The organism is Pseudoramibacter alactolyticus ATCC 23263 (genome assembly GCF_000185505.1).
GTDB classification, from domain to species: domain Bacteria; phylum Bacillota; class Clostridia; order Eubacteriales; family Eubacteriaceae; genus Pseudoramibacter; species Pseudoramibacter alactolyticus.
Genome location: NZ_GL622359.1, coordinates 2,189,815 through 2,215,969, shown reverse-complemented (window position 1 = coordinate 2,215,969; position 26,155 = coordinate 2,189,815). Strand labels below are relative to the sequence as shown.

General features: G+C 47.6%; 27 protein-coding genes. 4 read left to right on the top strand and 23 right to left on the bottom strand.

The window, feature by feature from the left end; translation table 11 throughout:
- Positions 1–551: 551 nt before the first annotated feature.
- The 5 genes from dnaJ to hemW form a co-directional block, all read right to left on the bottom strand.
- Positions 552–1,706, bottom strand: a complete 1,155-nt coding sequence (dnaJ, locus tag HMPREF0721_RS10510; RefSeq protein ID WP_006599760.1) for a molecular chaperone DnaJ — start codon at positions 1,704–1,706, stop codon at positions 552–554.
- A gap of 168 nt (positions 1,707–1,874) precedes the next feature.
- Entirely contained in the window at positions 1,875–3,722 is a 1,848-nt protein-coding gene (dnaK, locus tag HMPREF0721_RS10505) for a molecular chaperone DnaK (RefSeq protein WP_006599759.1), read from the bottom strand.
- Between the two features lie 74 nt (positions 3,723–3,796).
- The gene (gene grpE / locus HMPREF0721_RS10500) at positions 3,797–4,357 is read right to left on the bottom strand and encodes a nucleotide exchange factor GrpE (RefSeq protein ID WP_006599758.1); all 561 of its coding nucleotides are present in this window, start codon (positions 4,355–4,357) and stop codon (positions 3,797–3,799) included.
- Positions 4,358–4,399: 42 nt separating this feature from the next.
- Positions 4,400–5,443, bottom strand: a complete 1,044-nt coding sequence (hrcA, locus tag HMPREF0721_RS10495; protein WP_006599757.1) for a heat-inducible transcriptional repressor HrcA — start codon at positions 5,441–5,443, stop codon at positions 4,400–4,402.
- A gap of 154 nt (positions 5,444–5,597) precedes the next feature.
- Positions 5,598–6,770, bottom strand: coding sequence for a radical SAM family heme chaperone HemW (hemW, locus tag HMPREF0721_RS10490; protein WP_006599756.1), 1,173 nt, complete (start codon positions 6,768–6,770; stop codon positions 5,598–5,600).
- 104 nt (positions 6,771–6,874) lie between these two features.
- Between hemW and HMPREF0721_RS11950 the strand changes: the two genes are divergently transcribed.
- The 4 genes from HMPREF0721_RS11950 to HMPREF0721_RS10475 all read left to right on the top strand — a co-directional run bounded on the left by HMPREF0721_RS11950 (position 6,875) and on the right by HMPREF0721_RS10475 (position 9,208).
- Positions 6,875–7,027, top strand: a complete 153-nt coding sequence (locus HMPREF0721_RS11950) for a hypothetical protein (protein ID WP_006599755.1) — start codon at positions 6,875–6,877, stop codon at positions 7,025–7,027.
- Complete coding sequence (locus HMPREF0721_RS10485) at positions 7,000–7,827, top strand: tyrosine-protein phosphatase (protein ID WP_006599754.1); 828 nt, start codon at positions 7,000–7,002, stop codon at positions 7,825–7,827. Before HMPREF0721_RS11950 ends, HMPREF0721_RS10485 begins: the two co-directional genes overlap by 28 nt.
- A 93-nt stretch (positions 7,828–7,920) precedes the next feature.
- Positions 7,921–8,742, top strand: a complete 822-nt coding sequence (locus HMPREF0721_RS10480; protein WP_006599753.1) for a substrate-binding periplasmic protein — start codon at positions 7,921–7,923, stop codon at positions 8,740–8,742.
- 124 nt (positions 8,743–8,866) lie between these two features.
- A complete protein-coding gene (locus HMPREF0721_RS10475) occupies positions 8,867–9,208 on the top strand; it encodes a hypothetical protein (protein WP_006599752.1) in 342 nt (113 codons plus the stop codon).
- A 66-nt stretch (positions 9,209–9,274) separates the two neighbouring features.
- Here the strand turns inward: HMPREF0721_RS10475 and HMPREF0721_RS10470 are convergent, their stop codons facing one another.
- The 18 genes from HMPREF0721_RS10470 to HMPREF0721_RS10385 all read right to left on the bottom strand — a co-directional run bounded on the left by HMPREF0721_RS10470 (position 9,275) and on the right by HMPREF0721_RS10385 (position 26,112).
- Complete coding sequence (locus tag HMPREF0721_RS10470) at positions 9,275–9,553, bottom strand: hypothetical protein (protein ID WP_040640071.1); 279 nt, start codon at positions 9,551–9,553, stop codon at positions 9,275–9,277.
- A gap of 163 nt (positions 9,554–9,716) precedes the next feature.
- A complete protein-coding gene (locus tag HMPREF0721_RS10465; RefSeq protein ID WP_006599750.1) occupies positions 9,717–10,211 on the bottom strand; it encodes a hypothetical protein in 495 nt (164 codons plus the stop codon).
- A complete protein-coding gene (locus tag HMPREF0721_RS10460; protein ID WP_006599749.1) occupies positions 10,211–11,044 on the bottom strand; it encodes a metal ABC transporter permease in 834 nt (277 codons plus the stop codon). Before HMPREF0721_RS10460 ends, HMPREF0721_RS10465 begins: the two co-directional genes overlap by 1 nt.
- A complete protein-coding gene (locus HMPREF0721_RS10455) occupies positions 11,041–11,796 on the bottom strand; it encodes a metal ABC transporter ATP-binding protein (RefSeq protein WP_006599748.1) in 756 nt (251 codons plus the stop codon). Before HMPREF0721_RS10455 ends, HMPREF0721_RS10460 begins: the two co-directional genes overlap by 4 nt.
- Positions 11,797–11,831: 35 nt before the next feature.
- Positions 11,832–12,857 carry a metal ABC transporter substrate-binding protein gene (locus HMPREF0721_RS10450; RefSeq protein WP_006599747.1) on the bottom strand — a complete coding sequence of 342 codons (1,026 nt, stop codon included), beginning with the start codon at positions 12,855–12,857 and terminating at the stop codon, positions 11,832–11,834.
- Positions 12,858–12,933: 76 nt separating this feature from the next.
- Positions 12,934–13,251, bottom strand: a complete 318-nt coding sequence (locus HMPREF0721_RS10445) for a hypothetical protein (protein ID WP_006599746.1) — start codon at positions 13,249–13,251, stop codon at positions 12,934–12,936.
- A 42-nt stretch (positions 13,252–13,293) separates the two neighbouring features.
- Positions 13,294–13,731: a Fur family transcriptional regulator gene (locus HMPREF0721_RS10440; RefSeq protein ID WP_040640508.1), complete on the bottom strand. Its 438-nt coding sequence runs from the start codon at positions 13,729–13,731 to the stop codon at positions 13,294–13,296.
- Positions 13,732–14,434: 703 nt separating this feature from the next.
- Complete coding sequence (locus HMPREF0721_RS10435) at positions 14,435–15,790, bottom strand: MATE family efflux transporter (protein WP_006599742.1); 1,356 nt, start codon at positions 15,788–15,790, stop codon at positions 14,435–14,437.
- Positions 15,791–15,803: 13 nt separating this feature from the next.
- The gene (locus HMPREF0721_RS10430; protein ID WP_006599741.1) at positions 15,804–17,204 is read right to left on the bottom strand and encodes an ABC transporter ATP-binding protein; all 1,401 of its coding nucleotides are present in this window, start codon (positions 17,202–17,204) and stop codon (positions 15,804–15,806) included.
- Entirely contained in the window at positions 17,201–17,896 is a 696-nt protein-coding gene (locus HMPREF0721_RS10425) for an energy-coupling factor transporter transmembrane component T family protein (RefSeq protein WP_006599740.1), read from the bottom strand. Before HMPREF0721_RS10425 ends, HMPREF0721_RS10430 begins: the two co-directional genes overlap by 4 nt.
- Positions 17,896–18,510: an MptD family putative ECF transporter S component gene (locus HMPREF0721_RS10420; protein ID WP_040640070.1), complete on the bottom strand. Its 615-nt coding sequence runs from the start codon at positions 18,508–18,510 to the stop codon at positions 17,896–17,898. The genes HMPREF0721_RS10425 and HMPREF0721_RS10420 overlap by 1 nt, the downstream gene beginning before the upstream one ends.
- A gap of 20 nt (positions 18,511–18,530) precedes the next feature.
- Positions 18,531–19,274: a class I SAM-dependent methyltransferase gene (locus HMPREF0721_RS10415; RefSeq protein WP_006599738.1), complete on the bottom strand. Its 744-nt coding sequence runs from the start codon at positions 19,272–19,274 to the stop codon at positions 18,531–18,533.
- Positions 19,275–19,859, bottom strand: coding sequence for an L-2-amino-thiazoline-4-carboxylic acid hydrolase (locus HMPREF0721_RS10410; protein ID WP_006599737.1), 585 nt, complete (start codon positions 19,857–19,859; stop codon positions 19,275–19,277). It abuts the gene before it with no gap.
- The gene (locus HMPREF0721_RS10405; protein ID WP_006599736.1) at positions 19,856–21,610 is read right to left on the bottom strand and encodes an ABC transporter ATP-binding protein; all 1,755 of its coding nucleotides are present in this window, start codon (positions 21,608–21,610) and stop codon (positions 19,856–19,858) included. The genes HMPREF0721_RS10410 and HMPREF0721_RS10405 overlap by 4 nt, the downstream gene beginning before the upstream one ends.
- The gene (locus HMPREF0721_RS10400; protein ID WP_006599735.1) at positions 21,607–23,352 is read right to left on the bottom strand and encodes an ABC transporter ATP-binding protein; all 1,746 of its coding nucleotides are present in this window, start codon (positions 23,350–23,352) and stop codon (positions 21,607–21,609) included. The genes HMPREF0721_RS10405 and HMPREF0721_RS10400 overlap by 4 nt, the downstream gene beginning before the upstream one ends.
- On the bottom strand, positions 23,318–24,811 hold the full coding sequence (locus HMPREF0721_RS10395) for an ABC transporter ATP-binding protein (RefSeq protein ID WP_006599734.1): 1,494 nt from the start codon (positions 24,809–24,811) through the stop codon (positions 23,318–23,320). Before HMPREF0721_RS10395 ends, HMPREF0721_RS10400 begins: the two co-directional genes overlap by 35 nt.
- Positions 24,808–25,512, bottom strand: coding sequence for an energy-coupling factor transporter transmembrane component T (locus HMPREF0721_RS10390; RefSeq protein ID WP_006599733.1), 705 nt, complete (start codon positions 25,510–25,512; stop codon positions 24,808–24,810). Before HMPREF0721_RS10390 ends, HMPREF0721_RS10395 begins: the two co-directional genes overlap by 4 nt.
- Positions 25,513–26,112, bottom strand: a complete 600-nt coding sequence (locus HMPREF0721_RS10385) for an MptD family putative ECF transporter S component (RefSeq protein WP_006599732.1) — start codon at positions 26,110–26,112, stop codon at positions 25,513–25,515. It abuts the gene before it with no gap.
- Between the last annotated feature and the right edge of the window lie 43 nt (positions 26,113–26,155).

Below are 26,155 nucleotides of genomic sequence, written 5' to 3'. Positions count from 1 at the left end.
TGGCGCAGATCGCTGGTCTTGCTCCAAAGAAGTCGGTCTTAACCATTTTTGCATCGGAATACCGAAATCCCCAACGCCTATCCTCTTCAAGGAGGGGCAACGCAAAGATGAATAGCTCCGATTTCCGGGATCCATTATAGGATCTTCCAAAATTCTTAAACAAGCATCGTCAATAACAAAATGCGTTCCAATAAGGATTCCCCGATAGGCCAATTGATCGCATGGCGCGAATTAAGGCCTGATTGATCCGATCTTTTTTAATTTTATGACGGATCTTTCTTAAAAACCTTAATGATTATAACATGCGCATCCATCATCGTATTTTGTTCTATTATGATATCAGACGCCGCCGACGCTGACCCACTCGTGAATCTGATGAAAGTCGTTTTCCTTTATCCTGCTTGATGTCTCCGACCATTTTTATTGTTCACTACTATTCAATGCGTTCAATCCTAAGTTCATAACTATCGGGCATAAAAAATCCCCTTTACTGATAGTTCAGTAAAGGGGAAATATCTTTCATTCGCCGCCGCTTTTCATTGCTTGCCCAATTATTGAAACGCTTCTTTGACCTTATTCCAAAAGCTGCTGCCCCGCTGTTTGTTTTTGCTCTCCAGCGAATCGTCAAACTTCTTAAGCAGCTCGCGCTGGTGCTTATTGAGCTTCTGGGGGGTTTCGATCTTGACGGTAACGTATTGGTCGCCCTTGCCATAGCCGTTGACATTGGGCACGCCCATGCCCCGCATGCGGAAAATCTTGCCCGTCTGGGTGCCTTCGGGAATTTTGATTTTTTTGGTCGTCCCATCCACCAGGGGCACATCCACATTGCCGCCGAGGGCCGCCTGGCTGAAGGTGATGGGCATGTCCAGATAAATGTCGTCGCCTTCCCGGCTGAAGAGCGGATCCGCCGCAATGCTCATATACACCAGAATATCGCCCTTGCCGCCGCCGTTCGCCCCGGCGTGGCCCTGGCCGCGCAGAGGCAGCACGGAGTCGTTGTTGACCCCGGCCGGTATCTTGATCTCGATGGTGCGTTCCCTTTCTTCCAGGCCGCTGCCGTGACAATAATCACAGGGCTCTTCGATAATCTTGCCCTCGCCGTGGCACTTATCGCATACGGTGGTTTGGGCCATCATGCCGAAGGCCGTCTGGCGGCGCATCGTCACCTGGCCGGTGCCGCCGCAGCGGTCGCAGGTCTTCACGCCGGAGCCGTCCTTCGCGCCGGTGCCGTGACAATGGGTGCAGGCTTCCCGCCGCTTGATCTTGATCTTTTTGGTGGTGCCGAACACCGCCTCTTTAAAACTCAAATGCAGATTGATGCGCATATCGGCGCCCCGGCTCGGCCCGCGCCGGGCCGAACCCGCACTGCCGCCGAAGCCGCCGAAGCCGCCGAAACCGCCGCCGAAAATATCGGAGAAAATATCCTCGAAGCCGCCGAAACCGGCACCGCCGCCGAAGCCGCCAAAGCCCTGACCGTCCACGCCGGCATGGCCGAACTGATCATAGTTGCGGCGCTTTTCGTCGTCGCTGAGCACCTCGTAGGCTTCGTTGGCCTCCTTGAATTTTTCTTCCGCCTCTTTATCGCCCTTATTGCGGTCCGGGTGATATTTTAAAGCCAGCTTGCGGTAGGCCTTTTTAATGTCGTCTGCGCTGGCGTTTTTATCCACGCCCAGCACTTCATAATAATCGCGTTTTTCTTTACTCATCGCGTTCTCACCTCACGTCGTTTGTTGCCGCCCCATTTTATGCCATCCGGCCGCATCTGTAAAGCCGGCATTTTAAAATCGCCTTTGTTTAAGAAGGGCAGCCCTGAAAAAGCTGCCCTTCTCCGCCTGCCCTGCGGCAGATCTTTTGTTGTGATTAATGCCGTTCGGTTAGTCCGTGACGTCTTCATAGGTCGCGTCTTCGACGTCGTCGCCGCCTGCCGCGCCCTGATCCTGGGCACCGCCCTGGGGCGCTTCCTGGCCGGCCTGCTGCTGCGCCGCCTGCGCATCGGCATACATCTTCTGCGCAATCGGATAAAGGGATTCGTTTAACGCGTCGGTCGCGGTCTTGATGGCTTCAAGGTCGTCACCCTGGGCCTTTTCCCGCAGCTCGGCAATCGCCGTTTCGACTTTCGCCTTTTCGTCGGCCGTGGCCTTGTCGCCGATGTCCTTCAGGGACTGCTCGGCCTGATAGGCGGCGGAATCGGCGTTGTTGCGCGCCTCGATGAGGTCCTTTTCCTTCTTGTCTTCCGCCGCGTGCTGTTCCGCTTCCTTCACGGCCTTGTCGATATCAGCTTCGCTCATGTTGGATGTGGATTTAATAACGATGTTCTGCGCCTTGCCGGTGCCCATATCCTTGGCCGACACGTTGACGATGCCGTTGGCGTCGATATCAAAGGTCACTTCGATCTGCGGCACCCCGCGGCGCGCCGCCGGAATGCCCGTCAGCTGGAAGCGGCCCAAAGTTTTGTTGTCTCTGGCCATTTCCCGTTCGCCCTGGAGCACGTGGATGTCGACCGCCGTCTGATTGTCTGCCGCGGTGGAGAACACCTGGGATTTTTTCGTCGGGATCGTGGTGTTCCGCTCGATCAGCTTGGTGCTCACGCCGCCAAGGGTTTCAATCCCCAACGACAGCGGCGTCACGTCGAGGAGCAGCACATCGTTGACTTCGCCGGCGAGCACCCCGCCCTGAATGGCCGCCCCGACGGCGACGCATTCGTCCGGGTTGACGGATTTATCCGCATCCTTGCCGGTAATGCCCTTCACGGCCGCCTGCACCGCCGGGATCCGCGAGGAACCGCCGACGAGAATCACCCGGCCCAGATCGGCGCCGGAGATGCCGGCGTCGGATAACGCCTGGTTGACCGGGCCGCGGGTGGCGTCCACCAAATCGGCCGTCAGTTCGTCAAACTTGGCCCGGGACAGATCCATCTGCAGATGCTTCGGCCCTTCTGCCGTCGCGGTGATAAAGGGCAGGTTGATTTCGGTCTTCAGCGTGGATGACAGTTCGATTTTGGCCTTTTCTGCCGCTTCCTTCAAACGCTGGAGCGCCATCTTGTCGGCCTTCAGATCGACGCCGTTTTCCTTCTTGAATTCAGCTGCCATCCAGTCGATGACCTTGTTGTCAAAATCATCGCCGCCGAGATGGTTGTTCCCGGAGGTCGCCATGACTTCAAACACGCCGTCGCCCAGCTCAAGGATGGAGACGTCGAAGGTGCCGCCGCCCAGGTCGAAGACCATGATCTTCTGGGAAGCGTCCTTTTCGAGCCCATAGGCCAGCGATGCGGCCGTCGGTTCGTTGATAATGCGTTCCACCTCGAGACCGGCGATCTTGCCGGCATCCTTGGTGGCCTGACGCTGGGCGTCGTTAAAGTAGGCCGGCACGGTAATCACGGCCTTTTTCACTTCCTCGCCCAGATAGGCTTCGGCGTCGGCCTTCAGTTTTTGCAGAATGATCGCGGAGATCTCCTGCGGGGTGTATTCCTTGCCTTCAACATTAACTTTGTAATCCGAGCCCATGTGGCGTTTGATGGACGAGATGGTGCCGTCCGGATTGGAGATGGCGCCGCGCTTGGCCACCTGGCCCACCAAGCGTTCGCCGTCTTTGATCTGCACGACCGACGGGGTGGTTCTGGCCCCTTCCGCATTCGGAATGACGACGGGATCGCCGCCTTCGAGCACTGCCACACAAGAATTGGTTGTTCCTAAATCGATACCGATAATTTTTTCTTTACTCATTTGATTGCCTCCTGAAATGGTCTGAATGGATATTTTTTATTGTGAATCGCGCTGAAAAGCACCGGATTTTTCACTTACTTTTGATTGATCTGCACCATCGCGGCGCGCACCACCCGGTCTTTGTAGGTATAACCCTTCTGAAAGACGTTTAGCACCACCTGGTCGTCCGATTCGGGATCGTTTGCCACGGCCACGCCGTGATGAAAATTCGGGTCGAAGGGCTGGCCTTCGGCTTCGATTTCCTCAAGGCCCTCGTCTTTGAGCACGCCCATCAGCTCGTCAAAGACCATCCTGACCCCTTCGGCCACCTGACTGTCCTCGTCTGATTCGGCCGCCGCCTGGGCCCGTTCCAGATTGTCGACCACCGGCAAGAGCTTCTTGAGCAGGCCTTCGGTGGTGTAGGCTGCGATGTCGGCCTTTTCCCGGCTCGTACGTTTTTTGTAATTGTCAAAGTCCGCCCGCAGCCGCATCAGTTGATCTTTGTAATTTTCTTCCTGAGCCGTGTCCGCCTTGGAGGGCTCCTGCGGTGCTTCCGGCGTTTCGGCCCGGGCCGTCTGCTCGGTGTCCACCGTCGGTTCCGCTTCCAATGTTGTCGGTTCGGCTTCCTGAGTTAATGGTTCTTTTTCTTCTGCCATGATTCCTGCCTTTGTGTGTTTGCGCCGCGGTCATCGCCGCGGTTATTCCAATAGCTTGTTGATGTTGTCGTTGAGCTCCTCCCGGATGGCGTCGAGCACCGAAGACACCAGCGAATAATTCATCCGCGTCGGGCCGATCACGCCAAAGGCGCCCATCGGGCTGCCGTTCATCTCGTAGGTCGAAGTGATGATCGAAAATTCCTTCAGATGCTGGTTATCGTTCTCGTCGCCAATGGAGATGTGGATGATCTGATTGCGGTCGTCACCGGTATGAGTGATGCTGTTCACCATCACCTTCGCCAAAAGGGGCTTAGCCTCGACCACATCCACCAGATTCTTGATTTTGTCCACGTCGTTAAATTCCGGGTAGTTGAGCAGATTTTTAAACCCCGTCGCCGTGACTTCGGTCTCCTCTTCGAGGAGGGTCTCCTGAAGGACCGGAAGCATTTCGCGAAGGACCGCCGTCTCTGCCCGGGTCAAATCGGCAATGCTGTCCACCATGTCCGTGCCGAAATCCTGCAGTGCGATGTTTTTGAGCATGCTGTTAAGCGCGTTGGACAGGCGCAGGGCCATTTCATTATCCACATTCTGGGAAAGGGTGACCTCCACATTTTTGGCGATGCCCTCCACCGTAACCACCACCATCAGCACCCGGTTGCGAATCAGCGGCACGATCTGCACATGCTTGCAGTTGAACCGCGAAACCCGAGGCGACAGCACCACCGAGGTATAGTTGGTGATGGTCGACAGGGCATCGGCCGTGTGGGCGATGGCGTGATCGATCTCCCGGCCCGCCTTGAGATACCCCCGATGGATGTCCCGGCGCATGCTCTCCGCGAGCTTGCGGATCTGCATGATCTCGTCCACATAATAGCGATAGGCCTTCTGCGTCGGGATGCGCCCGGCGGAGGTGTGGGGTGAAATCAAATAGCCCATCTCTTCCAGGTCGGCCATCTCGTTGCGGATGGTCGCCGGGCTGACCCCGAGCTCGTGATGCTTGGAGAGGGGCCGCGAGCCGACCGGATCGGCCGTATTGATATATTCCTGAATCACCGCCGTGAGTATTTTCTTTTTTCTGGGCTTCATCTTATCACCGCCTCTTTATTAGCACTCTTTTTGTATGAGTGCTAATATCTGTGTTTAATATAGCACCGGGATTTTGAATTGTCAACAAGATTCCGGCGTAAATTTCCCTTTCCGACGTTTTTTCTGAAAAATTTACAGTTTAATTTAAGCCGGCTCACACAAAGGCCATGAACACCTGATTGGCCAGGTCGTATCCCCGGCGGCTCAGCCGCAGCGCATCACCGGCCACCTCGACAAGTCCCTGCCGCCGCAGCCCGGCGATGGCCGCGCCGTATTCTTCAAAAAAGGAAGCGCCGAAAAGCTTCTGAAAAACCGCGTCGCGCACGCCGGCGGTGCGCCGGAGCCCGAGAAACATGAAATCGCCCTTGGCCTCGGCCAGAAACAGCCGGTGATCCTCCGCCAGCGCCCGACCCGGCGCGAGACCATAAGCCGCCAAGTCCGATGTGTTCGCAAAGCGCCGGCAATCTCCGTCCCCCAGGGGCAGGGCCGCCGGCCGTACAAAAGAAGCCGCGCCCAATCCATACCCCCGATAGGGCTCGAAGCTCCAATACCGGCTGTTGTGCCGGCTCGCATAGCCCGGACGGGCAAAATTGGCAATTTCGTAGGGCGCCATCCCGGCATCCGCCGCCATCCGGCGCACCGTCTCATACATCGCGCGCTCCTCGTCCTCCGGGGGAAGCGCGAGCCGGCCTTCCCGCTCCCAGCGGTCGAACACCGTCCCCGGCTCAACGATCAGGCTGTAGGCCGAAAGATGGGTCAGCGGCAGGACGAGCAGGTCCCGCATGGTCGCCGCAACGTCGGCCAAATGCTGCTCCGGTAGGCCAAAGATCACATCGGCGGAGATGTTCTCAAACCCGGCAGCCTTTGCCGCGTCCACCGTGGCGAAAAAATCCGCCGCGCGGTGCGCCCGCCCCATCAGCGCAAGCAGCCGATCATCGGTGCTCTGGCAGCCGACGGACAGCCGGTTAAAGCCCATCCTGCGATAGGCCGCAAGCTTATCGGCCATCGCCGAGGCAGGGTTCACCTCGATGGTCGCCTCGATATCGGCATCCCGCAGGGAAAAAGCGTAGCGCGCCTCCAGCGCCGCCACCACCCGGGCAATCTGCGCCGCGTCCACAAAGGACGGGGTGCCCCCGCCGACATAAAGGCTCGCTACCCGCCGGTCCGCCGCGGCCGCATCCGCCCGGATCTCGGCGACGAGCGCGTCAAAATACCGGCCGATGGCTGCCGCATTCTCCCGGGATGAACAAAAATCGCAATACCGGCATTTCTGCACACAAAAGGGAATGTGCACATAAACGCCGATTCCCTGTCGATCCTTCTGCATGGGCACCTCCAAAATTTTGCGCCGCGGCCCCGATGGCCCCGGCGCGGTTTATGCTATAATAATGAAAACAACCATTCATTGCAACGCACCCAAGGAGACCCTCTGTGAAAAAAATCATCCGCAAAATCACGACAGCCCTCGCCGGGTTTGGTCCGGCGGCCTTTGGCGCCGCCATGCTCGCCCGGCGGACCCGTTTTAAAAAGGGAAAAACCAAGAGCCGCCGGCGCCCGTGGATTATCACGACGCCGAGCACCTGATTCTTTGCGACGAGTCTCAGCTCGACCGCCGCATCCTGCTGCCCGAGACCACCATCAACTTCCGGGATATCGGCGGCTATACCGGCCGGGACGGCCGAAAGCTGCGTTGGCGGCTGGTATTTCGCGCCGAGGCGCTCTCAAACTGGGATGACAACGCCATCGCCGCCCTCGAGGCCATCGGCCTGCGCCATGTGATTGACTTCCGCGACACCGGCCGGGCGGGCGAACAGCGCGACCGTCTGCCCGCCACCGCGGACTACATCAACCTGCCGGTGCTGAAGGGCATTCCGGTCTCCGCCCGGGACATCGATTTTGACGATCCCGACGGCATCGACCGCTTCTTCCGGGAGATTTACCGCTACCAGGTCGAACACAAGGCCCGGGATTTTGCCCGGGTGCTCCACCTGATGACAGACCCCGCGGCCTTTCCGCTGCTCTATCACTGCACCAACGGCAAAGACCGCACCGGCTTTATGACGGCGCTGATCCTTTTGATCTGCGGCGTTCCGGAGTCCGTGATCCTCTCCGATTACACCCTGAGCAACCTCACCTTCGAGCGGGCCTACGAAAGCCTGGGCACCATCATGGCCACCGGCTTTAACATGGCCGCGCCGGAGGAACGGGCCAAGCTGCGGGACTTCTTCGGCGTGCGGCCGGCCTGGCTTAAATCTCAGCTCGATTTTATCCGCGGGCACTTCGGCGATGTCGAGCGCTACCTGACCGAGCAGACGGACCTCGCCTCGGCGGATCTCGCCGCCATCCGCACCAATTTGCTCGCGCCGGTCGACGACGTTGTATAAAATAAAATTTTCCTGCATATTTACCCATAAAAGGCTGGTCTTTTGCCGGCCTTTGTTTTATAATCAAGAGAGTTTTAAGAGAGGAGTTCATTCATGAAAAAGAAACTCACAGTGATTGCCCTCGCCGCTTGCCTCGTCGCGGTGATCGGTTTTGCGACGGGCTGCGGCAGCAAACAAAAAAGCGCCCTGGACGACGGGGTTTTGCAGATCGGCACCAACGCCGAATACACCCCCTTCGAATATAAGGATAAAAACAACAAGCTCGTCGGTTTCGACGTGGACCTCGGCCGCGCCCTCGCCAAGAAAATGGGCGTGAAGGCCAAATGGACCAACACCTCCTTCGACGGGATCTTCAACGGGCTCAATTCCGGCCAGTATGAATGCATCATCGCTGGCGTCTCCAACACCGACAAGCGCCAGAAGAGCTTCGCCATGAGCGATTCCTATCTGGGCAACGGCGTGGTGATCGTCTCCCCGGCCGGCGGCGCCCAGGCCACGGATATCAAGCAGCTTGACGGCAAGAAAGTCGGCGTCCAGCTCGAAACCACCGCGGATTACGCGGCCAAGGCTTTCAAAAAGGACGGCAACAAAATGACCCTCAAGGAATTCGACTCCATGATCGACGCCTTCACCGCGCTGCGGGGCGGCCAGATCGACTACATCATGACCGATGAACCGGTGGCCAACTTCTATGTGGCACAGCAGCCGAATACCTACAAGGTCTCTTCGAGCACTTTGTCCAACGAGCCGGTGGCCGTTGTCTGCCGCAAGCAGGACACCGCCCTGCGCGACAAAATCAACGACGCGCTCAAAGCCCTCAAAAAAGACGGCACCTACGGCAAACTGACCAAAAAATGGTTCGGCAAAGACCTGACCCGTCAGAAGATCAACAACAAGATCAAGACCTACGACTAAGCCCTCATTGGCGGCCCTGCAGATGCAGGGCTTTTTTAATTTAATTTTTAATCCGCCCTTCGTGACAAGCCTTTTAAAATAGTTTATAATTTAAAAAACGATCGCATGGAGGGGAGGCCTCATCATGAAATACGTTTTAGCACTGGTCCGCAGAACCGAAGATGCCACCGATGTTTTAATTATCGATGTCAAGGAAGAATCTCAGAAGCATTTGCTGAGCGAGGCGATGCAAGCGGAAGCCTTTCGCGAATTCAACCGCTTCCGGCAATACGATCAGAAATCCGTCGTCCCGCTGAAGGATATGACCGAGGCCGTTTATTACGGCGATACCGGCGTGGAATATCAGGAAGCGCCCGGGGACAAGGCCGTTTTCATCGGCAAAAACTACGCCATTTTAGCGCTCAACGATCCGGAAGATACCCGCTACGTCTGGCAGATTTCCCCCTGGATTAACGAAACTTTTTAAATCCGGGCTTGGCAAAAAAACGATCCGCTCACTGAGTGAGCGGATCGTTTTTTTTTTGCCGGTCTTTCAGGATTTCGGTCCCCGGCCGAAGCGTCTGGGCTTTGTCACGCCTTTCGTCTTTGGAGCTTCGTCTGACTTTGGATTTTCACTGCCATGTTCAAAACGTTCAGCCGGCGTCGTCGCCTCCTCGCACTTTTGTTCCTCCGCCGCGCCCCGGCCAAATCGCTCCGGCATCTTAGCCGACGGATTGGCTTCGGCTGCCTGTCTGGCCGCCCCGTCAGACGTTGCCGTCACCCGCTTTTCTAATGAGTCCTTCTGGTCCTTTCGCTCATTTTGATTTCTCATGACAATCCCCTCCTTATTTTCGTGTATTGTTGATATCATTATATCGCTGCCACAAATGACGTCAAGATTGGCGCCGGTATTTTTAAAGATCCCTGGTCATCAAAAAAGAAGGCCTGCGCCTTCTTTTTTAATGATTCTGTGTTTCTGTTTCACTTGTAGCGCCCTACAAAAGCTTGGCACCCACTAGGTGACAATAGAGCGCGCCCTTTTCCCGATAGGTTTTGAACCGACCTTCGACGGTGATTTCGCTGTCCTTGGCCGGATAATCCGCCGGATAGGCGTGCTTGCCGGCGAGGACAAACTCGATGCCCTGAGAGCAGCACGCCGTCGCATCCTGGATGATGCAGGAAAAGTATACCCGCTTGTTTTCTTCCAGCACATTAAAACGGCCCTTCATGCGAACCCGCCGTCCTTCGTAGGCCTTGGGCTTTTGCATCATGTTGGACACCTCGGCGTATACCGCGGTGCTGCTCATCACCGAAAGGTCGAGAGTTTCTTTTTTCCGGTTGGCCGCGGCGACGCTGTCGGTCTCACCGCCTTTGGCCGCGCCGGCAGTGTCGGACGGTGCACCGCCGCAGCCGGCGAGCACCGCCGTCAACATCACAGACAGCAGCAACAGGGCCGCCCCTCTTCGCCGTGCGCCTTTCATCCATCTCATCAGCCCACCGCCTTCCCGACCAGCCAGAAAACGGCAAACACCGCGAGGTCGACGGCCACGATGGTGGAGCCCACCGGCGTCCCGGCGCACACCGAAATCAAAATGCCCGAAAAGGCGCCGACCACCGAGACGACCACCGAGCAGATCGTTACCGAAAGAAAGCTTTTAAACACCCGCATGGCCGACAGTGCCGGAAAAATAATCAGCGCCGAAATGAGCAGCGAGCCCACCAGGTTCATCCCCAGCACGATGATCACCGCGATCACCACTGCGATGAGCAGGTTGTAGGCATCCACCGGCGTGCCTGCAGAACGGGCGAAGGCCTCATCAAAGGTCACGTCGAAAATATGATGGTAAAAGAAGATAAAGACCGCCGTCACGAGCACCGACAGCCCCACGCACAATGCCACCTCTTCATGGGAGAGGGTCAGAATTGCCGTGGAGCCGAAAAGCGTGCTGCACACATCACCGGAGAGATTGGCTGAGGTGGAGAAAACATTCATCACCAGATAGCCAAAGGCCAGCGACGCCACCGAGATCATCGCGATGGCCGCATCACCTTTGATCTTCGCATTCCGGCCGGTGCGCAGCAGCAGAATCGCACTGATGACGGTCACCGGCATCATCAGCACCATGTTGTTGGTCAGCTTCATGACGGTGGCCACCGTCATCGCGCCGAACGCCACATGGGAAAGCCCGTCGCCGATAAAGGAAAAGCGCTTGAGCACGAGGGTCACGCCGATCAGCGACGAGCACAGCGCAATGAGCACCCCCACCACCAGTGCGTAGCGCACAAAGGCGTGGCCCATATACAGGCTGATGGTTGTCATCATCGGGCTTCACCTCCCCGCCAATCCACAAAGCGCCGGCCGATATCGCTGGCCAGATACGCCTCCCGGGTGCCGAAAAACGGACGGCTCCCCACGTGGAGAATATGACTCGCATAGGTCACCGCCTCATCGATATCGTGGGAAATCATGATGATGGTCAGCCCCTGACGGTTGAGCTCGGCAATCAGGGCGTACATTTCCGTCGTAACCTTGGGGTCAAGCCCCGCCACCGGCTCGTCCAGCAGGAGCATCTGGCCGGCAGCGCACAGGGCCCGGGCCAAAAGCACCCGCTGCTGCTGCCCGCCGGAAAGCTCCCGATAGCAGCGGCGCGCCATATCCGCGATGTCCATGCGCGCCATGTTCGCTGCCGCCCGGGCTTTTTCGGCCCGGGTATAAAAAGGGCGAAGTCCCCGCCGCTGAAAGCCGGAAAGCACAATCTCCCGCACCGAAGCCGGAAAATCCCGCTGCACCTCGGTCTGCTGAGGCAGATAACCGATGTCCCGATTGCTCAGCCCCGGAGCAAAGACAATGCGGCCCCCGAGAGGCGGCACAAGCCCCAGCAAAGTTTTCATCAACGTCGACTTGCCGGCGCCGTTCTCCCCGACGATGCACAGATAATCTCCCGCGCGGACTTCAAAGGCGATGTGGGATGCCACGGCCTGTGAGCCGTAGCCCAGCGTCACGTCCTCGCAGACGATCTGCCGCGCCGGCGCCGCCGCTGGCGCTGTTGGAATGATTGCTTTCTGACGGTTCATCCGTTTCTCCTGTCCATATCAAAATCGGTTAAAAATCAAAGAGCCTTCCGCAGAACCTTGAGGTTGTTCCGCATCACCTTCAGGTAGGTGGCCCCGCCTTTGATGTCCTTCGACGTGGTGGACTGCATGGAATCGAGGGTCAGGATTTTCTGATTCTTCTTCTTGGTGTTTTTGATGATGGTCTTGGCGATCTTGTGGTCGTTGTTTTCGATGGTCATCACGTATTTCAGGTTCAGCGCGTCCACCTTCTTCGCCAGGAAAGCAATGGTCTTAAAGCTCGCCTCGGATTCCGCCGAGCAGCCGACGAACGCCGCATAATAATCGAGGTTATAGTCGTCGACCATGTAGCGGAAGGGGAAACGGTCGCCAAAGACAAGGGTTTTATTTTTCGCCGAGGCCGCGGTTTTGGCGTAATCCTTATCGAGCCCCGCCAGTTTGGCGTCGTAGGCCTTGAGGTTTTTCGCATAGGTGTCAGCGTGGGCGCTGTCGGCCTTGGCAAGAGCCTTTTCGATGGCCGCACAGAGCGTTCTGGCGTTTTTCAGCGACAGCCACACGTGTTCGTCGTATTCGACTTCTTCTTCGCCTTCCTCGCCCTCTTTTTCGTCTTCCTTCTCGGCCTGCATGCCTTCCTTCACTTCCTCTTGCTTTTTGTTCTTGCCCATGACCTCCATCAGGTTGATGACCTGCATGTTTTTATTTTTGGCTTCCTTCAGCGCGTCCTTTACCCAGCCGTCGGATTCGCCGCCGACGTGGATAAACACGTCGCAGTTGGCAATTTTGGCGATATCCTTGGCGCTGGGCTGATAACTGTGCAGGTCCGTGCCGTTCTTCAGGAGCAGGGTCAGTTCGGTATCAGCCGCCCGCTTGCCCAGGATCTGCTTCGCCCAATCGTATTCCGGGAAAACGGTGGCGACCACTTTTAACTTTTTACCGCCGGCTGTGCTTTTTTTCGATTCGTTTGCTTTGCCGCAGCCCGTTGCCAGCAGCGGCAAGCAAAGCGCCGCCATCAGCACGAGCACGATCAGGGCTCTGATGCCCCGTTTTTGTTTCGCTGTTGTCATTTGTTAAACCTCCGAAATTGAAAATGAATGGTGTCTGCTGCTCTCGATTTGATTTTTTCGTTTGAACCTCCGAAGCTCAATCGTCCAGGCGCACCTTGGCCGTCACCAGGGTCTGACCTGCGGCGGGGCGCCCCGCCGCCCGCATCGCCAGCACGAGCAAAAGCCAAAGGCCACAGGGCGTCACCGCAGCCGCGATGCTGCCGCCGGCACCCAAAAGGGCCAGCTGATGCTCACACTGGGCCACACAGGCGCAAATCGGGCAATGATCGCCGCTGCAGTCGTGCCCCGCTTCCGCGATGACAAAAAACAAAAAGGCAGCGACCGTCGCCGCGATCAGCAGGCTGACGATGCGGCGCGCGCTTAAAACGGTTCTTTCGGACGCTTTTGCTGTCATCGTGTGCTCCTTTCCTGTGAAATCCCAAATCCGGCGCCCGGACTACGGCGCGCCGTTTTCTTTTTGACTCCGACACGCCTCGCACAACCCGTAAAAAACCGTGCGCTTCGGATCCAGCGCGAAGCCGTGCTCCGCAGAGAGATGGTCGCAGATCACCTCCAGCGCGTCACAGTTCAAATGAATCAGCTTACCGCAGCGCTCGCATTTTAAATGATAACAGGTGCCGCCGGCCGCGTGGGCTCCCTCGCCAACGTATTCAAAGCAGGCCGAATGCCGGCCCCCACCGCTGTATTTTTCCACCGCGCCTTCGTCCACCAGACGCTCCAGCTGGCGGTAAACCGTCGTGCGCCCGATCGGCCGACCCGCCGCACAAAGATAGGCATAAACATCGCCGGCCGTCACATGACCGGTCCCCAAACTTTTCAGCGCTGCGAGAATCTCATCCCGCTGTCTGGTTTTGTATTGTCCTCTGCTCCCCATATCGGCCCTCAAGCTTCCAATCCGTCTCAATTTGAATTTGAAAATATGTTTCATTTTAAGCGCTGCGCCGTCATTTGTCAATATGAAATTTAATTTCAAATTGATTTTTGCACATTTAAAATCTTAACGCATATGCACCGCTTTTAAAGCTTACAAATCAATCCGCAATGAAATTTTAGATCGATTTAACATTTAATGCTGTCATTTTATTTGTAAAATCTTATAATCATAGGGCAAATATTTACTCATATTGTGGCCGCCATCATCAAATGGAGAAGGGAAAGCGTATTTGTAGAGCATCTTTTAAAAAAAATCGACGATGACACATTGCAAGGCATCGCAGAAATAGAAATATCTGGCGAAAATACAAAAAAATGGCAAAAAATTATTGTAAAGAATTTTTATGGGTGGAGTAAGGAAATAAAGTATGAATAATTATAAACTCTTGACTGAAAAGAATTAGGTTAAGTATCAGGCGACGGGCGAATGGCTTGGCTCTGGAATAAGCATGTAAATGAGATTCCCGATTTTATTATTAACGAAGAAATCCATCAAAAAATATCCTGCGGATTATTTGGGGGTTCATTGTTTTTGAGGGATATCGTTTCGCGGTCGGTATTCCTAACGCAATGCGATTAACTTCAAAAATGCCCTGGACCGCAAATTGTTGTACCGATTTTGAAGGAAATTGTTTTTCACGACATTATACAGATCCTTGTGCAAGCTGCATAAGATTCTTATATTCACCAATTAGCAATATAATTGTAATTAAAATGATAATGATATCATTCAAAGGTAAGGCTAACCATACTCCGAGGACATTACCCTTTAGTAAACGAGGCAATACCAACACTAAAGGAACTACAAGTGCAAATTGTCTCAACATGACTACTATTCCCGCCTGTTTTGCTTTTCCGATAGCCTGAAAATAAGTAACTGTCATTATGAGCACTCCATAAGTAGGAAATAGGCAATACATAAGTCGAAAGTTAGATAATCCTACATTTACAATGGATATATTTGTAATGAACGCAGATAGTATTTGTGCTGAAAAAATTTCGATTATAACAAAGAAAAACCCCGCAAGACAAGTAGAACCTATAATAAATACATTCGTAAGCTTTTTAACTCGTATAAATTCTTTTGCTCCGAAATTCGTTCCAACAGCAGGCTGCATTCCTTGACTCATTCCCCATATCGGAACAAAAGCAAGCTGCATCACTCTTTGAGCTGCTCCCATAAGTGCTATTTGCTTTTCTCCACCAAATTGCACCGCCGTATTATATACAACTGTCATTTGAACAAGCATCATAATTTGCATGAGCATAGCACTCATCCCTACAGAAAATATTTCAGGTACTAAGTCTTTTGCAGGCTTTATTCCATGAAAACGAACCACCGGGCTTTTTTTCAAGAAGTATATTAAGGTTACCAAAGCTTGAATTAATTGAGAAAACACAGTTGCGACCGCAACAGCTTGTGGTCCCCGAGAAGGCATAAGAAGAATGAATATAGGATCTAATATAATATTGATAATAGCGCCGGCTGCCATAATTCCCATCGCAACTTTCATACGCCCCTCTGCCCGAATTACCATATTTGCACCTTGCATAAAATTTACAAATATTGAGCCGAGATATACTGTTCTTAAATAGGAAACCCCCATTTGCAACACATCACCATCGGCACCAGATAATCGCAAAAATTCAGGAGCGAATGTAATGCCTATGATCATGACTGCTGATGACAACACAATTACCAAAAAAGTAAGATTTCCTATAATCTTATCAACGATTTCTTGATCTTTTTTCCCGATTGCTCGTGAAAGTACAGAGCCTGAGCCTATTCCCAACAGTACTGCAATCGCGTTATTGATAAGCACAAACGGTGATGCCGCCGAAACTGCACTCATAGCATCAGTTCCCACCATTTGCCCAACATAGATTGAATCAACAAAGGCGTATAGCCCTACAATTAGTTGACCTAAAATTGCCGGTAAACTAAGATGAATCATCAATTTCCAAGGATTTTCCGTAAGTAATTTATCACGAACATCCATTCTAAAACCCTCCTTAATTTTTTAATATTTTGTCCATATTTATTCTGTACTCACAGCAGGCAGCTATAAATTCCTCATCGTGAGTAATGACCAAAATTGTTTTTCCCTGTTTTACTGCTGTTTTTAATGCCTCTGTTATTAAACACATATTTTCCGCATCCAAACCACTGGTAGGTTCATCAAGTATCAAGATTTTTTCACCTGACAGCAGTGCGCAGCATACTGCAAGTCGTTGCTTTTGTCCTCCCGATAATGAGGTCGGATGGGAATCTTTATAGTCGTACAGATGCATATTTTTAAGCAGTTTTTTTGCCGCTTCCAAGTTCTCCGCACTGTGTTTCGAGCCAAGCAACAGCTCCTTTGAAACGCTTTCAGTGAAAAATTGTGTTCCTGTATCATTTGAACAATAATAAATATTTGTACGAAGCTTTCGGTATCTTGCTTTTTCTCCATAAAGGTAAATGCTACCCTCTTTTAATTTTTCCAATCCGCTCAAAATTAAAGCTAAACTTGTTTTTCCAGCACCATTACTTCCTGTAATGGCAGTGATTCTTTTTTCATTAACAAAAATGTTTACATTTTTCAATATCTGTTTTTTGCTTTTTTTGAGAGATATATTTTCTGCTCTTATTGCAATATTATCTGTTCGAGACGGGGCGGGTATTTTTGCAAAAGGTGTATTTGAAAAACACCGGAGACCCTTTGCAATGCGTTCACGTTCATTCATTGTACTAAGTTCCAAGGATGAATACTGCCCTTGTATCTGCCCGTCCTCCATATATAAATATCTGTCTGCAAGTTCTCCTATCCAATTTATGCGGTGTTCTGCAATTAGCAATGTATGTCCGGCTTGCTTTAACTCCACAAGAATATTTTTCATTTGAGCGATACCACCTTTATCCAGATTCGCTGTTGATTCATCAAATACAAAAATCTGTGGATGCAAAGCATATACAGAGGCTATGGCTGTTCGTTGTTTTTCACCGCTTGAAAGTAAATCTAGAGATATATTTCCTATACTTTCTAATCTCATCTTATGAATGGCCTCTTTGGTTCTTTCTTGAATGTCGGATTTTAAGAAACCATAATTTTCACAACCAAATGCAATTTCTCCTTCAAGCTCTGACGAAAAGAATTGTCTTTGCGGGTCTTGAAATATGCTGCCGACAGCTCTGCCGATATCATAGACCGGTATCATTTCAATATTTTTGCCTGCAATTTGTATATTACCTGTTTTTGTTCCCTTGTAATATTTTGGAGCAAGACCGTTGACAAGCCGTGTCATTGTCGTTTTTCCACAGCCGGATTTCCCTGTAATAACCACGCATTCACCAGCTTTTATCGTTAAATTTATATTTGTAACACCATAATTACTATCAGAATACCGAAAGGAAACATTCTTTAAATCGATCATATTTTAATGCCTCCAATCCACAAATAACACGATACCGAAACTCCCCATAAAATCATTAAGAATATATCTGCTATTCCGACCCTATTCTCATAATAGCTACTTCGTATTCCCGGAGATTCGCAACCTCTTGCAATGGCAGAGACAGAAAGCTGATCTGCTATCATTAAAATTCTGACGAGAAGAGGAATCAGCACATATTCGCATGTCTTTGCAGGTGTTTTAATTATTTGTTTGATATTTGTTAAATTCCTGTTTTTCATGGACAAAAACACACTCCTCAGCTCCGATTTTATGGTTGGGAGAAATCTGAATACCACAAGTACCCCCAGAATAACAGAGGTAGGAATGTGAATGCTGCTTAGGAATGCTGAAATCTTTCCAGGGGGTGTTGTAACCAAGTCCCACGATATCAAAATAACAGGTGAAAGATTCCAGAGCATCAGTACATAAAATTCAGAAAAAATAAATAAATGAAAGCCATAGTACTTTATAGTGTAAAGTAAAGCCCCAAGTATCATATAAAATACGCCATAGTTAAATATGATTTTCAGTTTTCCCTGTACAGCAAGATACAAACAAGCGATAATTGTAAGCATACAACTAAGGATGACATTTTTCCCCAGGGAAACAGCAATCATCACGCAAAGGAACCCCCATATTTTTGTTATGACAGATAATGAAATTCCGTTCATTACAAGATTCCTGTTTTTTCAAAATGCTTTCCAATAATTTTTTTACCTATCAGGCTTCCGATTAACCCACATATTGTAGTGAAAATCGCAATGAATATAATCCATCCCGGCTCTTTATAGTAGTGGACATATGAGTTTATATAGCTTTGATCCATTCCGCTGCTTTTTGCAAAGCTGTAATAGGTTTCCCAAAAGAACCAAATAGGAAGTAAATTGACGCCATTATACAAAAGACTCGCTACAGTCCATGCCGCCATAACTTGTTTTGGATTTCTTTTCGAGCAATTTTTCCACAGGATAATCTCACATATAACGCCGACTGCAACAAAATACGGAAAAAGATACCAGTTTCCCATCAGAATATATATAATGCCTATGATACTCATATAAATAATGGTAACAAAGTGCTTTTTTACCCGACACAAAAGCAAATAATACACCGGTGCACACAAAAGCATCGTAATGCCGATTGATAAAACCATACTGACGAAATGATTCGCCATGCATACCATATTTACAAGAAATTGAATAAAAATAAGAAAGAGACTCAAAAGAACCACAGTAATCACATCTTTAATTTCCCATTTTAATACTTGTTTTTTTTCATTTGTCATTTGTTTTTCCTCCATAAATGTTACTTTTTTGCTTTAATCAAAAATGTCGGCATAGTACGATATCTGAGTGCCATAAAGGGATTACAGTACTTTTCTTGAGAAAGAATTTCCATTTTGATGTCTTTAAATCCTATCTGCTTACATATTTTCAAATCCCATTCAGGACGTTTCGTATAACTCAAAGGTAATTTTTTCAATTCCTCCATCATATCTGTATCATGATAATAATCCTGAAATTCGCCATAGCGTTCCTTTAAAATGTTTTCATCTGACCGGAAGAGTTTTGCCTGTTCCTCTCCCCAAAATGGAAAAAGCCAATTAGCATCTAAGTTCAACATACAACCTCCTGATTTCAAAATTCTGTACCATTCCGCATAAACCTTTTTCGGATTATTAAACAGCCAAAAAGCATGTCTTGAAATCACTGCATCAAAAGTATTAACGGTAAAATCATCCATTGACGCTGCGTCTTTAAGCATAAAAGTGATTTTATTTGAAAATCCCAACTCCTCAGATGTTTTTTCAGCCTCCTTGAGCATTGCGGCATTATTGTCTATTGCGATGACCTCAAAACCTATTTGTGCAAGAAGCAATGAGATAAATCCGGTTTCACAGCCGACATCTAAAATTTTTCCATTTTGATAATCTTCAAGGTACTGCTCTATCAAAGTTTTCCATGCCAATCCTGTTTCTTTTATTTCTTGCAGAAGAAATGCTTTCATTTTTGGGGCGTCCTTAGACCATATTTTTTCAGCTTTTTTCATCTAATTGTTCCTTTTCTTGTTTATAAAACAAAAGTCGCATTTTTCACCGTTCATACCTAAAGTCTGACTTCGTTCAAATGCAAATCCCTTTATATTTCCGAATACAATATGATCACATAAACAGAAAATCTCACATAGTTCCGGACATTCAAAAAACTTGCAAGTATCTGCCCAAAGGCATTTAAGCACATCCACGCGATAGTACTTGTTGTCATTCGATAAAATTCTACTTTCCCATATTTCATCACCAGACATTCCTTTTTTCATAAAAAAGCGAAATAATCCAAAAAAACCCGGCATACAAAAAAACGTTTCCAAAAGCTTATGGGCCTTTCGGGCAATATGAAATGAATATTCTTTTACCAATTCCTTTGCTTTGCTTTTTGATACTCCATTATCTATAAAGCATCTGTATAAAGCTATATTTGAAATTATGCTGTTTTGTTGCCTCTTTTTTTGTTTTTTTGTCCATGTTCCTCGGTTGATTTCTTCCATAAGAAGCTTCATTTTTGCTTTGTGTTCGGCATCGATATTCTCCAAAATATGTGAGTCCAATTTTTCTGAATAAAACCTTTTGTATGTCATGCCCGGCCTCCTAATTCCCATCCGATTGCATTTTCCCTGATCTCCACAAAGTTTCGGTAAAGCCCTTCTTGCTGCATAAGTTCATGATGTTTCCCTTTTTGGACAATCCTTCCATCCTCAAGAACAAGAATCTGATCTGCTCCTCGTACTGTATTCAACCTGTGAGCAATCATAAGAAGCGTTTTGTTTTTTGTCAGTTCCGAAATAGCTTGCTGCAATTCTCGTTCATTTTCAGGATCTACACTCGCCGTGGCTTCATCCAAAATCACAATAGGGGCGTCCTTCAAAATTGCTCGCGCAATAGATATCCGTTGTTTTTCACCGCCGGAAAGTGTCGAACCTCCTTCTCCAATCTTTGTTTGATAACCGTCAGGAAGTGCAGAGATGAAATCATGACAACACGCCTTTTTTGCCGCTGAAATCATTTCGGCTTTTGTTGCTTGCGGCTTTCCAAAAAGAATGTTATTTTCGATTGTATCCTCAAAAAGATACACTCTTTGGAATACAATAGAGAAATTCTTAAGAAGGCTGTCGCAAGTATAGTCTTTGACATTAACGCCGCCCAAAAGAATTTCACCTTCTTTTACATCCCAAAAACGTGCAATTAAACTGCAAAGAGTTGTCTTTCCTGAGCCTGAAGGACCCACTACTGCACAGCTTGTCCCCTGAGGGATATAAAAACTCACGTCATGTATAACTTCCTTTTCGTCATATGCAAAAGAGATGTTCGAAATGGAAATATCGTAAGTTTTCGGCGTAAGATCTGTTCCATGTTCATCAATAAACGGCATTCTTGATACAGTTTCCAATCTATCTAAAGAGGCGTCTACAACTCTTGCAACAGCAGAGGTGCTTCCGGCAAGCTCTACGGTCGTATATATCATAAAACTTGCGATAATAAGAAGAAGGCACTTTTCAGGTGTCGTTTCTCCTTTCATAAGTAAGTACGGAGCAGCAACGAGAATCGCAAATCTGGCAAATTTGAATATCATTTGAAAGACGGCAGCCAAGCTGGAGAAAACTTTTTCCAATGCAATGTTTGCCTCTGCACTTTCATTGATTGTAGCGTCCACGGATTTGTCCGAACGATCGGCAAGTCCGAACGCCTTCACCACAGTCATTCCCTGTATATACTCTAAAATACCTGTCACCAGTCCTGCCTGTGCCGCTTGCCTGCGCGGAGAATATTTCACACCGGCTTTTTGTGTTTCTGCATATATCAAAAGGGAAACAATAAGTCCAATAAACATTAGGACGCCAATTTCCCATTCATAAAACAAAAGCCATATTCCTATCACTACAGCATGAATAAATCCTCCCGCTACCGCCTCCATAACGGTAACTGCGCTGGTTTCAAGATCTCCAAGTGTTGTAGTAACTGCTGCCGTGATATCTCCAAGTCTATGCTCATTGAAATACCCCATAGGGACTCGTTTTAATTTTTCACCAAGCTCCATGCGCCATCCGGAACACATAGAAAAGCTTCCGAGAGTTCTTTTTACCGAGGAAAGATTTGTAAAGAAAATGCGTCCTAAAATACTTAAAAGCATAATCGAAAAGGAAATCCATATCGTTTTAACCGGCATGATGCCATTTGAAAGCGACAACAGTATTCCATTCAAAACCGTAAGTACAGCCATGATAGGAAGCATCTCAAATAAAGAATTAAACATATGAAAAACAAATGACAGGATCAAATTTCTTCTTTCCGTACCGGAAAAAGCTAAGAGTTGTTTGAACATATTAATCATGCTGACACCTCCTTAGTATCAAGGGTAGTTATATGTGCATTCCAAAGCTCTCTATAGAGATCACAATTTTCAATAAGCTCATGATGTTTTCCATCAGCTTCAATATTTCCTTCGTTCATAACGATGATTTTATCCGCCGCTGTAATAGTGGAAAGACGATGCGCAATAACAATCAGTGTTTTTCCGGCTACAAGCTGGCTTATAGAATGCTGGATAATCGATTCGTTTTCAGGATCTGTAAATGCTGTAGCTTCATCTAAAATTACTATAGGACTATCCTTTAATATGGCTCTTGCAATAGCTATGCGCTGTCTTTCTCCTCCCGAAAGGCTGCTTCCGCTGTCTCCCACGACAGTGTTATAACCATTTGGAAGAGATGTAATAAAATTATGGCAGGCTGCTTTTTTCGCTGCATTCTCTATTTCTTTATCTGTAGCATCAGGCTTTCCAATCCTTATATTTTCCCGTATGGAAAGATGAAACAAGTAATTGTCCTGAGAGACATATGCAATATGTTCCATGATCTGTGAAAGCGGTATATTTTGTACATCAATACCACCTATTTTTACAATTCCCCTGCCTGCATTCCAAAAAGATGCAATCAATCGTGCGACGGTTGATTTACCTGATCCTGACGGTCCTACAAGAGCTGTCATTTCATTTTCACTTGCTGAAAATGAAATGTTGTGCAAAACCTCCTTATCGTTATAAGAAAAGGAGACATTTGAGAATTCTATTTTCTCTCCATCAAGCTGTACTCGTTTTTCCGGTCGATTCATTTCTTCCGTATCTAAAAGATTGCCGATTTCTTTAACTGTGGCATCTACCATAGCGAAGCTGTCTGTATATCGTAATGCCTGAATAAGCGGAGAAATTAGCCCCATGGACAAAATAATACAAGAAATAAAACTTCCCGCACTTATACTTCCATTTATATAAAATAAGCTTCCGACAGGGAGAACTCCAATCAAACTTGAAGGCGCTATTGCAATACCTGCAGCATAGTATGGATTTGTCTTTTTGAACCATTCCGATTTGGATTTTTCATTTTCTTTTACCGCTTCAGCATATTTGCGATAAGAAGCACTGCTTTGATTAAAAACTTTAACAACCTCTATCCCTCCTATATATTCAACGGTAGCGGCATCCATGGCTTTGGCTGCTGCAAGAACTCTCGAATAACGCATTTCATAGTCCTTCATCATACCCATATAGCAAAGCATTCCGATTGGAAATGTTGCCACGGCAATAAGTGCCAGTCTCCAATCAAGTACCATATAATAGATAAACATCAAAACAGGAATCATGATATTAGCAGTCAATTCCGGTATCATGTGTGCAAGAGGCAATTCCAATTTTTCAACAGTATCAACAATCATAGTTTTGAATTTTCCGGAAGGCGTATCTAAAACAAATCCCATAGGTACTCGTGACAGTTTTTTCGTAAGTGCAGAACGAATGTTTTTCAATACAGTAAACGCTGCTCTGTGAGATCGTATTGTAGAAATGGTTGATAAACAGAGTTGTAAGAGATAACCCAAAAGTGCAATTACCGCCATCAATATGATTGCCTTCAAACTATAATCACCAGCACATATTTGAATAATAATTCGTGAAACCGCAATGTACGGAATGATACCAAAACCTGCTCCAAGGACAGCAAAAACAACTGAGCCAGTAAGTAATCCTTTGCAAGATTCGGCAAACTCAAACAAGCGATGTAATGTGTTTTTTTGATTCATTCCGATATCCTCCTGTTAAAAAATAATTTTCTATATTTTCCTTTTCTTTTCCCTTTAAATCAGCAATCATTTGACCACCTGACAAAACCAGAACTCTTGAACATATTGTTTTTATAAATTCAATATCATGTGTAATAACGAGCAAAATTTTTCCCTGTTCGGAAAGTCGCTCAACCATAGCTCCTACTTCTTGCATACTTTTTAAGTCGAGACCGCTGGTCGGTTCATCGAAAACAAGAACTTCTTTATCACAGAGTAAACTGATGGCTACTGCGAGCCGCTGCTTTTGCCCTCCTGAGAGTGACAAGGGATGTCTGTCTTTCAATTCTGAAAGAGATAACATCGATAACGTTTCATCAACGTAAGCATCATCTATGGTTTTAGTTCCAAGTGTGCATTCAGTTTTTACACTATCTGTAAACAGTTGATGCCCGACATCTTGCATAACCATGTAAGATTTTTTTGTGCGTACTTTTGCAGGCAACTTATTGCTGTTTATAAATATATTTCCTGAATTTTGTTTTATCAGTCCGCATATAGTACGTGCCAGCGTGGTTTTTCCCGCTCCGTTTGCACCGGTAATTGCGATGATTTCTCCGCCATTTACAGCAAAGGAAATATTTTGCAGGATTATACGATCTCTATATTTAACACTGATATCTTTCAGTTCTAAAATGCGTTCGGAACTTTTTTCAGCACTGATATTTGTTTTTATTTCAGAAAAATTCCGACACCGAAGCCCCATATTTTGTATCTGTTCAGAAGAAAGTTTTCTAAAATCTTGCATACTCATGTCCTTGAAAATTTGACCGTCCTTCATTAAAATAACTCTGTCTGCAATATCTATTAGGTACCACAAGCGATGTTCGGCAATAATAATCGTTTTCTCCTGTTTCTTTATTTTTTCAATCAGCTTTCTTAATTCAATCACTGAATGAAAATCTAAATTAGAAGAAGGCTCATCTAATACAAAAATATCCGGGTTTGTAGCATATACAGATGCAAATGCAATTTTTTGTTTTTCTCCGCCGGAAAGTTCAAAAATACTGCGTCCTCTTAATTTTTCTATATGCAAATCCTTGACAACTTTTTCAAAGTGCTGTTTTAATTCTTTAGAATCAAGAGTTCTGTTCTCCAGTCCGAAAACAATTTCACTGTCTGTATCTGTATTGAAAAATTGTGTTCGCGGATTTTGAAAAACGGTACCTACGACATCAGAAATAGTTGAAATTTCAGTTTCAGCAATATCCATTTCGTTTATAGTTACTTTTCCTGAAAGTCTGCCTTCAAAAAAATGGGGAATCAGTCCATTTACCAACCTTGTAAGAGTTGTCTTTCCACATCCTGATGCACCGCATAAAAGAACACACTGACCTTTTGGAATGTTTAAGTGTAATTCCCGTAAAGAGCTTTTTTCCAAATCCTTGTAGGAAAAAGAGCTTTTTATAAATTCAATCAAAGAAATACACCTCCTCGTAAAAAATCAAAAAACATCATGCAAATAATTCCTATATATATCGTTACAATCAGAGCGTCCCAAATTGAAAAATAAACTTTTTCCATACAACTACGTCTTCCTGCATGGTCAATGCCTCTTGTAATCGCTGCCTGTGTGATTTCATCAGAAATTTTGGAGGCAGATACCAGCATTGGTACATACACATACTCCATTACTCTGATAGGATGACGCATAAATCCTATTAATGAGGCAGTTATACCTCGAAGAGCCATCGCATCCTTGATGTAGTTCCACTCCTCAGCCATGGTCGGAAAATATCGCAATGTAACAGAAAGCGAAATCGTAAAACCCTTAGATAAATGCAATCGACTGAGTGCGGCAAGAAAAGTGCTTACCTTTGTCGTGTGTATTAAAAACGCACCAAGCATAAAACAAGGAATCAGTTTTCTTATATAGACATCAAACATATATATGATGCCTCCTACTGTAACAGGCAATTTGAATATCACAAATAACTGTATCATCAATAACGCGACAAAAAATAAGCCGTACTTTGAAGCAGTCCGAAACTCTTTTGCCTGTAAGAGTAACAATATTGGTATTGCTGTAAAAAGGCATTCTATGACCATACTTTCATTCAGAAAAACGGAAATACTTGTTATTGCTAAAATTAGAAGCTTTGTTCTGGGATCCAAAACCATTTATATGATCCCCACTTTTTCAAAATGCTTTTTTAATAATTTTTTACCGATAAAGCCTCCAATTACGGCACAAATAATGGTTCCTAAAATCATCAAAGGAATAATCCACCAATTTCCCCTAATAGCGTTGATGATTCCTTCAAAAGAAGAAACATCTCCTTTTCTCCGCATAAATTCATCAAATTGTGCAGGCATTATAACCATAGGGATATAGGCACCCATTGGAGATAGCGCAAATATACAATATGCAAGTAAATTCTTTCGGAATGATTTGAAATTTCCTGTAGAGCAAATAAAATCCGCGATAAATCCGAATATAACGAAGAAGACAGACATCATCCAAAACATACCGGTAACAAATAACAAGATGCCGGCAAGTATACCAAGGATAGAGAGCGAACCTCGTTTTGGAATCTTAGCGGTATAAAGCATAAAAACGCTGCCTGCAAATAAAGCAACTATCATAGGCATAAACGGAAAAGTTACAGGCGTCATCTGTGCAATTCCACCTATAACAAATGCAATTACAAAATAGATAAGTGAAAAAATGCCTATTGAAATATAATCTCTTGTTAATAGTATATTTTCATTTTTCTTCATAATTAACTACATCCTTTCAAATAATAATATTAGTATCAACTAA

What these genes read in the sequence shown, in the direction of transcription:
- dnaJ (WP_006599760.1), bottom strand. Translation starts at nt 1,706, where the DNA reads ATGAGTAAAGAAAAACGCGATTATTATGAAGTGCTGGGCGTGGATAAA.
- dnaK (WP_006599759.1), bottom strand. Translation starts at nt 3,722, where the DNA reads ATGAGTAAAGAAAAAATTATCGGTATCGATTTAGGAACAACCAATTCT.
- grpE (WP_006599758.1), bottom strand. Translation starts at nt 4,357, where the DNA reads ATGGCAGAAGAAAAAGAACCATTAACTCAGGAAGCCGAACCGACAACA.
- hrcA (WP_006599757.1), bottom strand. Translation starts at nt 5,443, where the DNA reads ATGAAGCCCAGAAAAAAGAAAATACTCACGGCGGTGATTCAGGAATAT.
- hemW (WP_006599756.1), bottom strand. Translation starts at nt 6,770, where the DNA reads ATGCAGAAGGATCGACAGGGAATCGGCGTTTATGTGCACATTCCCTTT.
- HMPREF0721_RS10480 (WP_006599753.1), top strand. Translation starts at nt 7,921, where the DNA reads ATGAAAAAGAAACTCACAGTGATTGCCCTCGCCGCTTGCCTCGTCGCG.
- HMPREF0721_RS10475 (WP_006599752.1), top strand. Translation starts at nt 8,867, where the DNA reads ATGAAATACGTTTTAGCACTGGTCCGCAGAACCGAAGATGCCACCGAT.
- HMPREF0721_RS10470 (WP_040640071.1), bottom strand. Translation starts at nt 9,553, where the DNA reads ATGAGAAATCAAAATGAGCGAAAGGACCAGAAGGACTCATTAGAAAAG.
- HMPREF0721_RS10465 (WP_006599750.1), bottom strand. Translation starts at nt 10,211, where the DNA reads ATGAGATGGATGAAAGGCGCACGGCGAAGAGGGGCGGCCCTGTTGCTG.
- HMPREF0721_RS10460 (WP_006599749.1), bottom strand. Translation starts at nt 11,044, where the DNA reads ATGATGACAACCATCAGCCTGTATATGGGCCACGCCTTTGTGCGCTAC.
- HMPREF0721_RS10455 (WP_006599748.1), bottom strand. Translation starts at nt 11,796, where the DNA reads ATGAACCGTCAGAAAGCAATCATTCCAACAGCGCCAGCGGCGGCGCCG.
- HMPREF0721_RS10450 (WP_006599747.1), bottom strand. Translation starts at nt 12,857, where the DNA reads ATGACAACAGCGAAACAAAAACGGGGCATCAGAGCCCTGATCGTGCTC.
- HMPREF0721_RS10445 (WP_006599746.1), bottom strand. Translation starts at nt 13,251, where the DNA reads ATGACAGCAAAAGCGTCCGAAAGAACCGTTTTAAGCGCGCGCCGCATC.
- HMPREF0721_RS10440 (WP_040640508.1), bottom strand. Translation starts at nt 13,731, where the DNA reads ATGGGGAGCAGAGGACAATACAAAACCAGACAGCGGGATGAGATTCTC.
- HMPREF0721_RS10435 (WP_006599742.1), bottom strand. Translation starts at nt 15,790, where the DNA reads ATGGATGTTCGTGATAAATTACTTACGGAAAATCCTTGGAAATTGATG.
- HMPREF0721_RS10430 (WP_006599741.1), bottom strand. Translation starts at nt 17,204, where the DNA reads ATGATCGATTTAAAGAATGTTTCCTTTCGGTATTCTGATAGTAATTAT.
- HMPREF0721_RS10425 (WP_006599740.1), bottom strand. Translation starts at nt 17,896, where the DNA reads ATGAACGGAATTTCATTATCTGTCATAACAAAAATATGGGGGTTCCTT.
- HMPREF0721_RS10420 (WP_040640070.1), bottom strand. Translation starts at nt 18,510, where the DNA reads ATGACAAATGAAAAAAAACAAGTATTAAAATGGGAAATTAAAGATGTG.
- HMPREF0721_RS10415 (WP_006599738.1), bottom strand. Translation starts at nt 19,274, where the DNA reads ATGAAAAAAGCTGAAAAAATATGGTCTAAGGACGCCCCAAAAATGAAA.
- HMPREF0721_RS10410 (WP_006599737.1), bottom strand. Translation starts at nt 19,859, where the DNA reads ATGACATACAAAAGGTTTTATTCAGAAAAATTGGACTCACATATTTTG.
- HMPREF0721_RS10405 (WP_006599736.1), bottom strand. Translation starts at nt 21,610, where the DNA reads ATGATTAATATGTTCAAACAACTCTTAGCTTTTTCCGGTACGGAAAGA.
- HMPREF0721_RS10400 (WP_006599735.1), bottom strand. Translation starts at nt 23,352, where the DNA reads ATGAATCAAAAAAACACATTACATCGCTTGTTTGAGTTTGCCGAATCT.
- HMPREF0721_RS10390 (WP_006599733.1), bottom strand. Translation starts at nt 25,512, where the DNA reads ATGGTTTTGGATCCCAGAACAAAGCTTCTAATTTTAGCAATAACAAGT.
- HMPREF0721_RS10385 (WP_006599732.1), bottom strand. Translation starts at nt 26,112, where the DNA reads ATGAAGAAAAATGAAAATATACTATTAACAAGAGATTATATTTCAATA.